15 protein-coding genes and 3 pseudogenes are annotated in these 14,385 nt (G+C 63.4%); 9 read left to right on the top strand and 9 right to left on the bottom strand.

The genetic code is table 11. The annotated features are described in order from the left end of the window. Window positions 1–13 precede the first annotated feature (13 nt). From AB433_RS18440 to AB433_RS18425, 5 genes and pseudogenes are all read left to right on the top strand, one after another. Window positions 14–484, top strand: a complete 471-nt coding sequence (locus AB433_RS18440) for a hypothetical protein (protein WP_037486477.1) — start codon at window positions 14–16, stop codon at window positions 482–484. A gap of 710 nt (window positions 485–1,194) precedes the next feature. Next, window positions 1,195–1,356, top strand: a complete 162-nt coding sequence (locus tag AB433_RS20725; protein WP_156170931.1) for a hypothetical protein — start codon at window positions 1,195–1,197, stop codon at window positions 1,354–1,356. 27 nt (window positions 1,357–1,383) lie between these two features. Continuing rightward, window positions 1,384–1,824, top strand: coding sequence for an IS66-like element accessory protein TnpA (gene tnpA / locus AB433_RS18435; protein WP_223308190.1), 441 nt, complete (start codon window positions 1,384–1,386; stop codon window positions 1,822–1,824). Continuing rightward, window positions 1,821–2,168 (top strand): IS66 family insertion sequence element accessory protein TnpB, encoded by a 348-nt coding sequence (gene tnpB / locus AB433_RS18430; RefSeq protein WP_007015837.1) that lies wholly within the window; start codon window positions 1,821–1,823, stop codon window positions 2,166–2,168. The genes tnpA and tnpB overlap by 4 nt, the downstream gene beginning before the upstream one ends. A 61-nt stretch (window positions 2,169–2,229) precedes the next feature. Next, window positions 2,230–2,796: pseudogene (locus tag AB433_RS18425) on the top strand (transposase domain-containing protein); the annotation flags it as partial. A 220-nt stretch (window positions 2,797–3,016) separates the two neighbouring features. On the opposite strand, the gene AB433_RS18420 reads toward AB433_RS18425, so the two are convergent. Continuing rightward, a complete protein-coding gene (locus AB433_RS18420; RefSeq protein ID WP_047820959.1) occupies window positions 3,017–4,054 on the bottom strand; it encodes an IS110 family RNA-guided transposase in 1,038 nt (345 codons plus the stop codon). A 71-nt stretch (window positions 4,055–4,125) separates the two neighbouring features. On the opposite strand from AB433_RS18420, the pseudogene tnpC reads away from it, so the two are divergent. The 3 genes and pseudogenes from tnpC to AB433_RS18405 form a co-directional block, all read left to right on the top strand. Beyond that, window positions 4,126–5,097 (top strand): annotated as a pseudogene (tnpC, locus tag AB433_RS18415) (IS66 family transposase); the annotation flags it as partial. Next, window positions 5,094–5,702, top strand: a complete 609-nt coding sequence (locus AB433_RS18410) for a plasmid pRiA4b ORF-3 family protein (RefSeq protein ID WP_037487460.1) — start codon at window positions 5,094–5,096, stop codon at window positions 5,700–5,702. The pseudogene tnpC and the gene AB433_RS18410, both read left to right, overlap by 4 nt. A gap of 27 nt (window positions 5,703–5,729) precedes the next feature. Beyond that, window positions 5,730–6,536, top strand: coding sequence for an Abi family protein (locus AB433_RS18405; RefSeq protein ID WP_037487457.1), 807 nt, complete (start codon window positions 5,730–5,732; stop codon window positions 6,534–6,536). Window positions 6,537–6,591: 55 nt separating this feature from the next. Here AB433_RS18405 and AB433_RS18400 read toward each other — a convergent pair whose 3' ends face one another. Together AB433_RS18400 and AB433_RS18395 are read right to left on the bottom strand one after the other, a co-directional pair. Then, a complete protein-coding gene (locus tag AB433_RS18400) occupies window positions 6,592–6,924 on the bottom strand; it encodes a hypothetical protein (RefSeq protein ID WP_037487456.1) in 333 nt (110 codons plus the stop codon). A gap of 4 nt (window positions 6,925–6,928) precedes the next feature. Continuing rightward, window positions 6,929–7,336 carry a DUF3768 domain-containing protein gene (locus tag AB433_RS18395; RefSeq protein ID WP_037487453.1) on the bottom strand — a complete coding sequence of 136 codons (408 nt, stop codon included), beginning with the start codon at window positions 7,334–7,336 and terminating at the stop codon, window positions 6,929–6,931. A 108-nt stretch (window positions 7,337–7,444) separates the two neighbouring features. Here AB433_RS18395 and AB433_RS18390 point away from each other — a divergent pair, with 108 nt between their 5' ends. Next, complete coding sequence (locus AB433_RS18390) at window positions 7,445–7,933, top strand: hypothetical protein (RefSeq protein ID WP_037487452.1); 489 nt, start codon at window positions 7,445–7,447, stop codon at window positions 7,931–7,933. Here the strand turns inward: AB433_RS18390 and AB433_RS18385 are convergent. The 6 genes and pseudogenes from AB433_RS18385 to AB433_RS18355 all read right to left on the bottom strand — a co-directional run bounded on the left by AB433_RS18385 (window position 7,927) and on the right by AB433_RS18355 (window position 14,263). After that, a complete protein-coding gene (locus AB433_RS18385) occupies window positions 7,927–8,160 on the bottom strand; it encodes a hypothetical protein (RefSeq protein ID WP_037487449.1) in 234 nt (77 codons plus the stop codon). The genes AB433_RS18390 and AB433_RS18385 overlap by 7 nt on opposite strands. 22 nt (window positions 8,161–8,182) lie before the next feature. Further along, entirely contained in the window at window positions 8,183–8,788 is a 606-nt protein-coding gene (locus AB433_RS21455; RefSeq protein ID WP_047824544.1) for a DUF6927 domain-containing protein, read from the bottom strand. 11 nt (window positions 8,789–8,799) lie between these two features. Further along, on the bottom strand, window positions 8,800–9,456 hold the full coding sequence (locus AB433_RS18375) for a hypothetical protein (RefSeq protein ID WP_037485801.1): 657 nt from the start codon (window positions 9,454–9,456) through the stop codon (window positions 8,800–8,802). Between the two features lie 102 nt (window positions 9,457–9,558). Then, window positions 9,559–10,470, bottom strand: a pseudogene (locus AB433_RS21860) (ArdC family protein). Next, complete coding sequence (locus tag AB433_RS18360; protein ID WP_037485787.1) at window positions 10,467–12,131, bottom strand: ATP-binding protein; 1,665 nt, start codon at window positions 12,129–12,131, stop codon at window positions 10,467–10,469. Before AB433_RS18360 ends, AB433_RS21860 begins: the two are co-directional and overlap by 4 nt. Before the next feature lie 77 nt (window positions 12,132–12,208). Continuing rightward, window positions 12,209–14,263: a ParB/RepB/Spo0J family partition protein gene (locus AB433_RS18355; RefSeq protein WP_037485785.1), complete on the bottom strand. Its 2,055-nt coding sequence runs from the start codon at window positions 14,261–14,263 to the stop codon at window positions 12,209–12,211. Window positions 14,264–14,385 lie beyond the last annotated feature (122 nt).

Raw genomic sequence — 14,385 nt, 5'->3', positions numbered from 1 at the left:
GGGTAGGAGCGCAATGACATCGCCAAATTTCGAACACCTCAAAGCTCACATCCTCCCTTTATCCGTCGCAAAGATCTTCGAGGCCGCCCGTCAAGAATGGGAGCTCGTCGCCGTTGAGATCAGCGACGAGTGGGACAATTGCCCCTGCGGTCAGGAGATCAAGGAACATTGTTACATTCGCAACCGTCATAACGGGAACACCACCTACGTCGGCAATGTCTGCATCAACCGTTTCATTCAGATCGACACGGGGAATCTTTTTGACGGCTTGAAACGCATTGCCCAGGACGACTCCGCAAATGCCAATATCGATTTGATCGAACATGCTTATCGGATGGGCTACCTGTACAACGAGAAGGAGTATCACTTCCTCTTGCAGACTGTTCGAAAGCGTATTCTCTCGCAGGCCCAGCTAAACTGGAAGCGTAAGATCAACCGCCGCATTCTTGCGCAGACGATTGTGCAACGCCGGACGAAGCGCTAGTCGACCTTCGCTGCGAACGCTGGAAGACCTAAGCCCTGCCAATAGCCTTGCGTCTGCCGGTTCCTGCAAACAATGAACCAGTGTGGGTGGGCGCTAAGTTTAAGGGATGCAGCCCTTCGGACTCGAACTTTTCTCGCTCCACCTGAATGATGTAGATACATTCGGGTAGCGAAACTCAGGTAACTACAATATATTGTCAGCGACGGTCCGCCGTCTTCTTCCTTCATCGCTCCTCGGCCCGCAAACTTGGGCGCAATGGGGCGACCCGGAGCCCGGGCTTTTTCCCGGACCCTTGGAGGTTGATATGCGGATCGCATGCAACTGGCCGAAGTCAGTGTCGGTTACCGACTACTGGCGTTTCCGGCTTGGGCAGTGGGAGCACGTTTGCTCTCACTGTCGTTCTTATCCTACTCGTTGACGCGGCGTAGGTGACCGACTTGCGGCGGACCGTCACCTTAGAGTCTCAAACGGAGCCGAGCGCAAGCTCGGATTTTGTGCTACGCATAGCAGGTCACCGGACGGTCAATTGAAGATCTGGCCCGATCGGCCGTCTCGGCAAAAAAACGATAAACCGAAGCTTCGGTTATTGATTTGTTGGGAATCGGCGCATATGTCGGTGTCGATCGCACCCGCCCGGCCTCTGTCCGCAAGGATATGCACACTGGGCGGGTCTTTTATTTTTGGCCAATGCGTTGCACAAACGGGCCAGAATGACCCGCACCTTTACAAAGCCTGCGCTCACTTGGCAGCAGCAGATCGAACATCTTCGTGCCAGCGGCATGCATATCGACGATGAGGAGCGTGCCGAGTATTGGCTGCGCCGTAAGCGTGGTGTGAAGGCCGCCTTGCATGATGGCGTTGGGATAGGCTGATTACCGCTCTCTTGTGGAGCGGTGCCGATGGACGATATCGACGATGACGGAACGAGCAGTCATACGACTGGTCATATGAGCACTCGTATGACTGGTCGCGTCGAGATCGTAGGGCGCGTGTCGGGCCGTCGGCGCTGGACGGTGGAGCAGAAGCTGGCGATTTTGCGGGACGCCTTCGGACCGGATGGCTCGGTTCGGTCGGCCTGTGAACGGCATGAAGTCGGCAGCGGGCAACTCTACACCTGGCGGCGCCTGGCGATGTCTGGTGAGTTGACGGGAACGAGGCGGACGGCATTGCCGGCTTTTGCCGAGGTTGAGATATCGGAGCCCTTGCTTCCGGCTGTTTCATCTCCCGCCCGAGCGGGTGGCGAGATCGGGATCGAACTGCCTTCGGGCGTGAAGCTGACGGTGGACACTGCAGTCGATGCCGATGCGCTGGCGCGGGTGATCAGCGTGCTGTCTCAATGATCCCGTTGCCTCCTTCGACACGCATTTATCTTGCCTGCGGTGTGACCGACATGCGTAAGGGCTTTAACGGTCTGGCAGTATTGGCGCAGCAAGTGCTGCACGAGAACCCGCATTGCGGGGCGCTGTTCGCCTTTCGGGGCAAGCGCGGTGATCTGGTCAAGCTGCTGTGGTACGATGGTCAGGGCATGTGCCTGTTTTCGAAGCGTATGGATCGTGGGCGTTTCGTGTGGCCGGTGACGAAGACAGGCAAGGTCAGTCTCACCTCGGCGCAGCTTTCGATGCTTCTGGAAGGCATCGACTGGCGTCGGCCCGAGCGGACGACTGTGCCTCTTCTGGCGGGATAAAAGCTCACGGATTCCGTTGGTTTTTCTGGCATTGGACCACCCGATTCGCTAAAGGATCACGGTGTCGGATCAAGCCTCCTCCCCCATCGACAAGGATGCCCGGATCGCCGAGCTGGAAGCGGCTCTGGCGGCCCGCGATACGCTGATCGAGACGCTGCGTTTTCAGCTCGCCCAGCTTAAGCGGATGACATTCGGCCAGTCGTCGGAGAAGCTCAGCCGCCAGATCGAGCAACTCGAACTGGCGCTTGAGGAACTGGAAGGCGAAGCCGCTGTTGCTGATGTTGCCGCAACGGCATCGGCAACCGGCAACCAGCGCGCGACACCGATCCGTCAGTTCCCCGGTCATCTTCACCGCAGCGAGCGCCGGATCGAACCGGAAGCGGGAAGCTGCGCCTGCCCCGATTGCGGCGGCGCCCTGCGCCCGCTGGGCGAGGACAGCGACGAGATGCTCGACGTGGCGCCGGTGAAGTGGCGCGTCATCCGCACCGTGCGGCCCAAGTATTCCTGCCGGTCCTGCGAGAAGATCGTCCAGGCGTCCGCCCCGGTAAAAGCGGTCGCGCGCGGCAAGGCCAGCTTCGCGACGCTCGCCCATGTGGTCGTGAACAAGTTCGACCATCACCTGCCGCTTCTGTGATCGGGCTGTTTTCGTCAACGACATAATCCACGAGCAGGGCCATGCTTCTGTCCGTGATCGGCGAGGCCGTCACATGATGCGAACTAAGGAGGCGGATGGCACTATCTCTACCCCGTGCTCGAGGCGACTCCGGCAGATGCGTGCTCAATCAACCTTCGTCCCTGCTCGGGACCTCGTCACCGACTACCAGCTCCGTGGCAGGCGGTATCTCTAATTAGGCGAAGACCTCCTCCTTGTCGGCGGCCCAGGCAAATGGCGATTGTGTCCGCCACATGCTGTGGAGGATGACGGCGAGCTTGCGCGCCACAGCGACGCGGGCCTTCTTCATTCCACTTCGCCGCGCGACCCGCAGGCCCCAATTCTTCAGCGCTGACCATCTCACGACGCGGCCGAGCAACGTCGTTGCCGCCTCGTATAATGCTGTTCTCACTGAGCCGTCGCCAGCCTTGGTCACGTGGCCGCGCCTGTCGATCTGCCCGGACTGATATCGGGTCGGCGTCAAACCCAGCCACGGACCTACATCTTTGGACCGCTTGAAGCGGTTAGGGTCATCGATCGCATTCCGGTATGTCAGTGCCACGATGGCACCGACGCCCGGCGCGGTCATAAGCGTCTGTACAATAGGGTCGGCGCGTGCAGTCTCCAGCAGCTTGCGATCCAGCGTGCGCAGTTCCTGGAGCAGGACGTCGCGCACTTTGAGCAGAGCTTCAACCAACATCTCCAGCGCTGGGATGCCGCTGGCCAAATCGCGTGCTCGCGTCGGCCATGTCTTCCGGGACACCACGCCCATCTTCAGCCCGAAATTCCGTAGGTTCGCTCGCATCGAGTTCTCTATGCCCGTGACTTTATCGACAAGAAACTGCCGGGCATTGAGCAGCGCCCGGGTTTCTTGGGCGCTCGGCGCCTTCACGTGCACGGACTTGAACCATCCGAGTCGGATCAGCTGCGCGAGACCACGTGCATCGTTGCGGTCGGTTTTGACCCGCATCGCGCCGAACGCCGCATGTACATGCCGAGCTTCCATGACCGAGACCTTGAAGCCTTGCCGCACCAGGCCCGCGTGAAGCCATTGCGACAACGACCCGGTCTCCAAGCCAACGTGCTCGACCTTGCGGCCTTGGTGGCGGATAAAACGGCCTATTGCTTCGGGTTCACTGGCAGCCGTGCCTTCCTTGATCACGACACCGCGCTCGTCAATGACGCAGATGCTTGAGCTTTCCAGCGAAACGTCGACTCCAACGAAGAATTGCATTGCTTCTCTCCTGGTTGACCAATTCCAACATAACTCATCGGCAGATCCAGGCCTCAGCCCGATCACCGCATCTCTATCGCCAGGCCGAGATGATGGCGGCGCAAGGGGTCAGTATCGACCGCTCGACCCTGGCCGGTTGGGCAGGACAGGCAGCCGCGCTGCTCGATCCCATTGTTGCCCGCATTCGTGAACAGGGCCTCAAGGCCGGCAAGCTACACACCGACGATACGCCCGTGCCGATGCTGGTGCCGGGCAAGGGCAAGACCGCGCAGGCAAGGCTGTGGACCTATGTCATCGATGATCGCGCATCGGGTGCCACTGGTCCGGCTCTGGTCTGGTACCGGTTCACGTCCGATCGCAGCGGCATCCATCCGCAGACCGAGCTCAAGCACTTTGCCGGTCTTCTTCAGGCCGACGCCTATGCCGGTTACGACAAGCTCTATGCGGGCGGTCGGATCAGGGAAGTCGCCTGCTGGGCGCATTTCCGGCGCAAGATATTCGAGAACCACCAGACCAGCCCGACGCCGCTGACCACGGATCTGCTGGAACGGATCGCCAGGCTTTACCGGATCGAGGAAGAGATACGCGGTAGGCCGCCCGACGTCCGCCGGCGATGTCGCCAGGAACGAAGCAAGCCGCAGATCGAGAGCCTGCGCGTAGCCATCCATGATGCCCTGCACCGCCTGTCGCCCAAGTCGGCGATGGCCAAGGCGCTCGCCTATGGCCGCAAGCGCTGGACGGCGCTCACCCTCTTCCTCGACGAGGGCGGTGCCGAGATCGACAACAACATCGCCGAACGGGCCATGCGTTCAATCGCCATTGGTCGGAAGAACTGGCTGTTCGCCGGTTCGAAGGCGGGCGGCGAACGGGCGGCCGCGATCTATTCCGTCATCGAGACCGCCAAGCTCAATGGTCTGGAGTCGCAAGCCTACATCGCCGATGTGATCGAGAAGATCGCCAGCGGATGGCCGGCCTCGCGCTGGGACGAACTCATGCCATGGAACTGGACAGCCGAAGTCACGCCAGTCAGCATGGCGGCATGAGCGAGACCATTGCCCGCCTGCATATCGCGCTTGCCGATACCGATCCCTCGATCTGGCGGCGGGTCGATGTTCCGGTCGATGCCAACCTCAAGATGCTCCACGATGTCATCCAGGGCGCAATGGGCTGGCTCGACTATCATCTCTGGGAGTTCGAGGCAGGCGACAGGCGCTACGGCGTGACCGATCCCGACTGGCCCGACGATCGCCTGTTCGCGGCCAAAAACACCAGACTCAAGGCGCTGCTCGACCGCGATGTCCGTCAGTTCCTCTACACTTACGACATGGGCGACAGCTGGGAGCACATCGTCACCGTCGAAGCGGTCAGGGATGGCGAAGCAGGAACCAAATATCCGCGATATATTGAGGGCGAACACCGCGCTCCGCCCGAAGACTGCGGCGGCACGCCCGGCTTCGAAGCCTTCCTTGAAGCCGTCACCGATCCCAAGCACCCCGAGCACAAGGATGCCACCGAGTGGCACCAGGGCTGCTACGGCAAAGCCTTCAATCCTGACGAGATAGACGAACGCGACGCAAAGCTCAGGATCGGCGCCATCGCCAAACGACGCGCCGCCGGAAAAGCCGCTCAAGCAAGAAAATCACGCTGACAACGCGGCCTCCACGCCACGCTTACGCTGCGCCATGTCAGCTATTATCGCCTAAGCGCATACTGGCTCTATTTTGAGCACCCAAAAAGCCATGTAGGCCCGAGGTTCCGTGACCGGACCACCTTCGACCGGGTAACAGCCTTATATGATTTCGACCGAGTTTTGCGGCGCCTTGTTATGCGCGGCACCGAACATGTTGAAGTCGCATTGAGAGGCAGCTGGGCCTATCACCTCGGTCAACTCGGAGACGGCCATAGCTACCTTGATGCTAGCTTGTACGACGACCGACGGGAGTTCCATTCGAACCTATCGAAACTGGCGAGTGAGACGGGCTTTTCCCGCGAGACGTATGTGAAGCATTACCGGGAATCCTATGACGTACCAGCCATTCCGCCCGTCTGGATGGTGGCGGAGATGATGTCGTTCGGCCAGCTTTCACGCTGGTATTCCAACCTCACCGACCGCTCGTTGCGGAATTTAATTGCACGACCGCTCGGTCTTCCGGAAACGATTCTTGTACCGCTAGTCCGTCACGTTACCGACCTCAGGAACATTTGCGCCCACCATGGCCGACTGTGGAACCGCGGGTTCCTCATTCCACCTCGGCTGGCCCAAAAGCCGGCCGACCTACGAGACACGCTGGACCAGACAGCGACGCAAGCGCCAGCAAAACTTTATAACGGCGCCTGCCTTATCGCCCATGTGGTCAGGACAGTGGCACCGGATTCCACTTGGCGCGGGGATTTCGCGGCTCACATTGATTCGCATCCCGAGAATGATTTGGCTTCGATGGGGTTTCCAGCAAATTGGAAGCAGCGCCCAATGTGGAAGTAAGCGATGGTTGGTTGAAAAGAAGCTGAAAATCGGCCGCCGACATTCGAAATGGCGGCTATTCGCGGCGTGCCCGATGACCCACTAGCTCGGCAAAAATCCGGGTGATTGGCCAGGTCGGATCATGCGGGAAGCTTCGGCGGTCCGAAGTAAGCCGCCCGGAAAGCTCGCCGGAGATTTCCGCAAAGTCACCTGCAATTGCCAGCAGCTCCCGAACCGTCTCAATCTCCTGAAAGCTCGTGCCCCGCCACAGCCGGACGTCAGGCTCGGACGATGCATCCGGAGTTCCGAAGACCTGCACGAAATAGGTATCAAGCCCCGGGTCCCAGCCAATCGCAACCTCGAAGATGTCCGAGTGCTCCGGCAGAGGCTTCAACGAATACCGGCTCATCGCCTTACCAGTCGCTCGCCAGCATGATCGTGACCACCCGGAAGCTTTGCTGCGCGTCCCACGGCGTCTCGGACCCCCAGGCGAACGTCCCGTCGTTGGCATAGACGTCGATCTTCCAGAAGATCTTGTGCCCCTGAAACTCGACCGCACCAAAATCGCGCTCGCCGTGAGGGTCGTTTCCCGGCTCGATAGGGGTCTCGTTAATGAGCCTGCGCAGCGCGGCCTGGCCCAGCATCAGACTGGCTTGGCGGGCGCCAGGGTCCTCGGCGTCGCCAGCAAGAATGTCAGCCAGCGTCCGGGTGAACACAGTGCGCGAAGTGGGCAGCGAGCCTGCGCGGGCAGCGTCGTTGAGCCGGGCGATCTCGGCCGTGTGGTCAACAGCGACAGACGTAGATTGGGCAAGCTGAGTCATGTGCTCTTCCTTTCAAGATTGATCCCCCGCCGAGTGCCCCCTCCCCTCCGCTGTCCGATTGACGGGGCCTGAGCGTTCACGCTACGTTCTTTTGGAAAGGACCTCGCCATGCCCGCTCTCAGCCACCTCGACCATTTCGATCTCGACATCGGCCTGCGCGATGCGTCGTGCGACGAGAACCTGCCGCCAGTGCGCCGAGCGATCGCGGCGCTGTGCATCGGGGTCAGCGTGGATGACGCCTATCTGTCGGTTCGGGAACTGCGCGAGGCAGTGTCTCTCGTGCATGAAGCCGCCCCCGGCGGGCGGGCAAAGCTTGCCGGTATCCTCAGCACGCAGTGCGACGATTTCCAGCGGGCGATCTATTATTGCCTGGCCGGGCGCGGCGTGGTCGAGATGGCCGAGGCGATGGATTGGCTGCTGACGATCCTCAAGGCCCGCGGCCGCACCGCCGCCTGGCTCAGCCGACTGCGGCTGCGGCGGAGGGACCTCGTTTCGCCCTATGTCAGCGAAGCGCCCGACGGCCCGGTCGTATCGGCCAGCCCCGATTTCGAGCTCGGGCAATCGTGGTTCGTCGAGCGGGGGCCGGAGCCCTACTGATCATCGGGCTCGTCGTCGTTGCAAGTGACGACCCGCGAGACAGTGCGCCCCGGCGCCGCCTTGCTTGCCAGGACCACGCGGAACGGCTGCAGGGGATTGCCGGTCTTGACCACGGCGGTGTCGCCCTGGACGTGCTCGGCAACCCGGGTCGCGATCCGGTTGGCGTTCTCGATGCTGCACAGGCGCGCCCGCTTGGACGAGCGCTGCGGTGGGGCGGAATCGGTCATGGCTACTCGCTTGGGTTCCGGGTCACGATGTGGACGGAGCCGCGGGCGGCGGCACGATCGTCCAGGCCCGGCTCATCAGCTTGCTGATTTTCACCCCGACCCCGTCGCTGACCCGGCGCAATATCGTCTTCCTGCCCGACAGGACCACCCGAAAGCTGCGCTCGCTTTGCCCGTCGGTGAAGGTCAGCGGCTCGGCCAGCACCAGCATGTCGCCCGGCGCCGGCTTGCGGCGCGTGGTCAGGGCAAGGCGCTGGCGGCAGTGCTCGCGCCACTGCGCGGCGTATTCGTTGCCGGGTGGCCCGAGGAGGTCGAGGATCGAGCCCGGGCAGTCGTAATTGTACGGCCCCATCGTTTCGCTCATGTCCTTATACCCGAACTCCTCGCCACTGCGCGTGCCGGGGTTCCATTTGACGAGGCAGATGATCGCGAATGTCTCGCGCGGGCCCTCGACATCGTAGCTCTGGCAGGCGGCGTAGTAGGCGCCCGAACGGACGGTCGATTTGAGAACGCGCAGCCCCGTCGCCCGGCCCTTCTCAGGGTCGGGCGGATAGGTGCACTGGTTGTCGAGATAGGCCTTCGGCGTGGCAAACGGGGCCATGCCGCCGCGTGACATGAACAGCCAACCCATGGGCTTGTCTCCTAGACGAGCGCCTGTTGGCGCGGGTTGATGGAAAGGCCGGTCTCGCGGACGACGAGGGCGCGGAAGCTCTGCGGCGCTGCAAGGACGGCGATGTCGCAGAAGTGATTGCGATCGCCGAGGTAGTCCTGGCGGCCCTTGCAGCGGCGGAACATGACCTCGCGGCCCGGACGGATGCAGGGGATCGAGACCTGGACATAGATCTCGTCGCCGTGGAGCGTGATCTCGCCCGAGACCGCAGGCCCCGCAAAGTTGCTGCGCAGATCGTACTGGTCAGGTTCGAGCCCGAGATGGCGCGCCGCGACCCGCAGCGCCGAGCGGGCCTCGCGGTGGAAGGCGCGCTTGGCTTCAGGATCGTAGCCGATGCCGCGGCGGGCCAGCGCGACAAGCGCGGGCTTGGACTTCAGCTCGTCGATTTTGGCGAGGCACTGCCGGCGCAGCGGCAGGTCTTCGGCAAAGGTTTCGTCGGGCGCATGGCCGAGTGCGATGCGTCCGACGTGGCGCGCGAGCAGGATGGTCGCGGGATCGCGAGCCGGGTCGATCCCGGCGTTGCGGGCGTCCTGCATTGCATCGACGACGGCCTGGGTGGCAGTAGCAATGGTCGCCAGCGCGTCGGGCTGCAGGGCACGGCGATAGCGGAAATCGAGATCATAGTTCATCGGTGAAGTCTCCCTTTGCGCCCCTGGCGCATCGGGCTCCCACCCCCTCCCCTTCCCGCTCGCCTTGCGAGCGGCCGCAGTGTCTCGGCTTTCCGGCCGCCGTCAGGCCGCCTCCTTGAGGTCGTCCGGCAAGGTCGAGCCGAGCGCCGGATCGAACTGGCGCAGCCACTTTACTGCTTGCTCGGCTTTGGCCGCCGCATGGAGAATCGCGGTCTTGTCGCCGCGCAGGATCTTCATCCAGTGGTGGATGTAGGAGGCGTGGCTGTCGTGGAGTTCGTTGGGTAGGCCGTACTCGGCGCAGAGGGTGGCTTGGCAGAGCGACGCGACAATTTCCTCGAACGCATAGGCGTCGTCACCGAAGCGCTTGCCGAACTGGCGATTGAGCCGCTTGGCCGACCCTGTAGCGTGCCCGAGTTCGTGGCAGCGGATCGAGAAATACGCCTCGATCGAGTGGAACGCGTTTGGCGACGGCAAGGTGACCGTGTCGGTGCTCGGCGCGTAATGCGCGCTGTCGCCGCCGTGGACGACACGGATCGGGATCGCGTCGAGAAAGGCCTGCACCCCGGCCGAGAGTTCGCCAATCGTCTTGGGATCGGGCGGCTCGGGGTAGTAGTGCGCCGGCAGCCCCTCGATCTGCGAAGCGTTGAACACGTGGTTCCACTTCATGAACCGGATGGTCTTCTCGGTCGTCTCACCGGTCTCGCGATCGGTGTCGGTCTTGCGCGCAGAGGAGTAGAACACGCTGAACGAGCCGCTCTCGCCCTTGCGGACCTGGGCGCCGAGTTCGAGCGCCTGGCGGAAGGTCATCCAGTAGGGGCTGGCTTAGCCCCGGCTCTCGGCCACCGCCCAGAGGAAGAAGGTATTGATCCCCGAATAGGGAACCCCGTTGTGGCGGAGCGGCCGCGTGCTGGTCGAGGTCCAGGGCTTGAGCCACGGGGCCGTGCCGGCGGCGATCTTTTCAAGGATCAGGTCGGTGATGACCTTTGCGACGTCTGGTTTCGGGTGACGGGTCATTGCGCCGAACCCTCCTGGGCAGGATCGAGCGAGATGTCGGAAGCCGCGCTCGACCAGGAGAGGCGTAGCGTACGCCCGCGCGGGATGCGCCAGGCGACCCGGTCAGCGAAGGCCATGCGGATGCCGGCAAGGATCGCCGCGTCCTCGCCTTCGAGGATGGCGTGGGCGCGCACCGCCGCATCGTGACGGAAACGGGTCTCCTGGGTGTCGTAACTGTCGGCATCGGAATCGTCCGAAGGGCTGAACACCGCATCGATGATGAGGTCGGTGAGATCATCGGGCCCGAGCGCGGTGGTCCGGGTCAGTGCAATGCGCGCGCAGTCGGGGTCGCCCCAGGAGTCGGCATCTTCCAGGATCGCGAAGTCGGTCTCGAGATCGAGGCGCCGGTCGTGCTGGTCGGTGAGTTCGATCGTGATCGCGTCGGGGCGCAGGGTGACGGCACCCTCTTCATCGGTCGGCTTGCCGCCATCGAAGGTGAAACGCTCGCCGGTGCGGACGTAGGCCGGGAGGGCATCGTACCAGGGATAGCCGATGAAATTGGTGATCGGCTCGTAGAAGGCGCGCGGATCCGGGCCGCCCAGACGATGCATCTCGCCGCCGTTCGAGCGCCGCAAGGCGCGGCCGAAGGTGACGGCGTCGAAGGAGTCGGTGTCATCGTAGATCGCTGCCCCCGGCTCGAGGTCGGCAAAGCGCGGCACCTCACGGTAATTATCGCGGGCCAGCGTCGGGTACCACAGCGGCAATTGCCGCGCTGCCTGCGGGAAGTCGTCGTGATACAAGCTTGCTTCGAGCCAGTTCTCGAAGCTCAGCCGGTGGAACGGCTCCTCGCGGATGACCGAAAAGATCGCCTCGCGGCACAGCGCCACGAGCCGGACGAGCGCGGCGTTGCGGTAGATTTCCTTGCGGGCGGGCAGCACCAGGATGAGATCAGGCGCGTCGACGACATCGACCTGCACGGACCACTGGGTGTGGTGGACTTCCTTCACGACCGGGAAGGCGTGTTTGAGGGTAAGCCCATGGAAATTGAGCGTCGCGATATGCGGTGAATGCCGGTCACGGAACACGCCGATGCGGAAGCCGGCCCGCTCGATGACCTTGTGCGCATCGGCGAGGAAATCGGCCCGCGCGAGATCCTTGCCGTTGTAGCTGACTGGGACGGCCAAGAACCGCGCCGCCGCCTCGACGCAGCGTTCGAGCTTGCCGTCAGGCTGCGGATCGAACCGGAAGGCGATTGCCGTGCCGCGTGGCCCGTCGAAGGGCAGCACATCGATGCCGGCCTCGCCCGTCCAGGCATCGCCCGCAATCGCCAGCGAGAACGCGCCGCCCGCGCTCCGCGAACTGACCACGGTGTCGAGGCCCGCGAGGCTGAAGAACCCCATGCCCGCCGGGTCCTCGCGGGTACGGCACTCCTCGGACCAGTCGGATTGTCCGAGCGAGAGAAGGTCGACCGGGTCGGCGATCCCGGCACCGTCATCGCTCACCGTGATGAGACAGGCCTCCGCCATGTGCTCGGCGGTGACGGTGATGTGGCCAGCGCCCGCGCGGCGAGCATTCTGGAAGAGCTCGTTGAAGATGTCGTCGAGGGTCCCGTTGAAGATGCGGGTAACCTTTGAGATCGCCTCGGGGGAAACCCGGGCGCGCAGCTTGGTGATCATGGTCATGGAGGTGGTTCCTGGATGGACCGGCACGCTGCCGCAGGGCGCAAGGGATGCGCGGGCAGCGTGCCGACAAGGCTGGGTCAGGCGTCGACGGTCTCGCCGGCGTGGGCGTCCTGCTCTTCGGCAGGTTCGAGATCGCCCGCATCGCTGCCCGGCTCGTGCTCGACCGGCGCTCCCTCATCGGGCTCGCTCGCGGCGAGCACCCTGAAGCGCATGGCCTCGGGCACCCAGGCGAGTGCAGCTTCCTTGACCTCAGGCGCGACGATGGTCTCGCCAGCGAACAGCTTCTCGCAGGAGGCCGAGAGGTCGCCCTTCTTCGAGCCCATGAAGCTTGCCGCCATGGTAGGGCCGCCAACTTCACTGACGTGGGCGAGCAGCGCCTGCTTGCTGACGCGGTCGAAGTAGTTGGCCGAGGTCGGCCGCCAGTGGCTGGCGACGTTGATCCCCATCAGGGCGGCGAGATGGTCGTGAAGGTCGATCGGCTCAGGGCCGGACTGGCCCGCCTTCTTGTCGATCCCCATGCTGGCCTCGAGGGTCTTCGCCATGCACCAGGCGAGCCAGCTTGCCTTGGCATCGTCGTCGAGCGCGCTGAATGCGGAGAACCGGTCGACCGTGCGGCGATGCTCGGTCCATGACAGGTCCAGCGTCTCTCGCATGTCGGCCATCAGCGTATGCGCCGGGCTTTCAGGGTAATTGGCGAGGTAGAGCGAGGGCGACGGGGCGCGGAGCGTCGTTCCGAGCGCCTGCGCGCTGTAGAGCGCACGGGAGTCGGCGATGGCGAAGATCAGGTAGTCGAGCGCGATCGCCGGGTTCGAGGCGAGGTTGATCGCGAGAATATCGCGGCGCTGGACGGCGAGTTCCTCGACCAGCTTCTGCGAGAGCGGCTTGGGTGCGGAAGAGGCACTACCGCCCTGCCCTGCATTCCCACTGGCGCCCTCGCCCGCGTCGCCACCGCGTGCCTTGCGGCGCTCGAGCGGCTTGTCGCTATAGAGGCCGCTCGCGACCGTGGGCTGACCGTCGGCGCCGATGATTACGAAGCAGCCGACATTGGCCTTCATCTCCTCGGGGATCACCGGGGGCTTGTCGTGGAGCGCGTCGTAAGCGCTGCTCGCGGCATCCCAGCGGCTCTGGAACTCGGCGGCGGCAGCCTCGTCGTCCTCGTCGAGCGTCTCGCTTTCGGCTTCCAGCGCCGAGATCGTCTCGAGCAGCTTGTCGGCCTCGACCTGTTCCTCGTCCGTGAGCGGCGCGGGTTCGAGATGGACCTGGTGGAGGTCTTCGGTTGCGTTGTAGGTGACGCGGGTTTCGAGGATCGGGCGCACCCAAGCATAGCCGGAGGTTTGGGCGACCTCGGCCGCAAAGGCCTGGAGCTTCTCACCGGCAATGCGCTGGGCGATCTCGGCATCGATCCAGGTCTCGCCGCCGTCCTCGGTGAAGAGGTCGCGTTCGATCTTGCCGCCGGCGGCGAGGTAGTCGGCTTCGCTCGCGAGCTTGGCCATGGGTGAGGACGAGCGGATCGCGCTGTGCGTGACCATGCGGCGGATCGAGTCCGGGTTATTGCCCTGCCAGCTGTTCGACAGCTCGTTCCAGACCATCATCTGGCGGTCGTGGTTTGGCGTCGTCGCATAGGCCTTGGCGACGTCGAGGGTGATTTTGCCTTCTTCGAGCGCGGCGAAGATCGGATCGGCGAGGTCAGCAAGCCGCAGGCGGCCTTCGATGAACCGGCGGGTGCGACCGAACCGCTTGGCGATCGCATCGAGGTCACTGCCCTCGTTGACGAAGTGCTTGTAGGCCCGGATCTCGTCGGTCGGCGTCATATCGAGCCGGATGACGTTCTCGATCAGCGAGAGCTCGGACTGCTCGGCGGCATCGATGTCGAGCACCCGGCAGGCGACGGGGTGGTCCTTGGGAAGCTTGCCCGCCGCCAGAAGGAAGTTGAGGGCGCGGAGGCGACGGCCGCCCGCAGTCACGTCGAACATGCCGCGCTTCTTGGCGGGCACCACGATCAGGTTCTGGAGGAGGCCCTTGGCCTCGATATTGGCGGCGAGTTCCTCGATGAAGAGGTTGCTGTCATTCTTGCGGACGTTGGCTTCGGACAGGCGTAGCTTGCCGAGCGGGATCAACTCGATGTCGTTCATGGGAGTGCTCCTGAAGGCCGGATTTGGCCGAGCCCTTCGGCTCACCCCTTCCAGCCCCCCTCCCCTCACGGTTTCAGGGTTGCCCGAACTCCTGGGCACGACCGCGCGTCCCGAGGCGGTCC

Origin of the sequence: Croceicoccus naphthovorans (genome assembly GCF_001028705.1) — a bacterium.
Lineage (GTDB): Bacteria > Pseudomonadota > Alphaproteobacteria > Sphingomonadales > Sphingomonadaceae > Croceicoccus > Croceicoccus naphthovorans.
The sequence above is the reverse complement of the archived record's forward strand: the minus strand, read 5'-3'. Positions and strand labels throughout refer to the sequence as shown.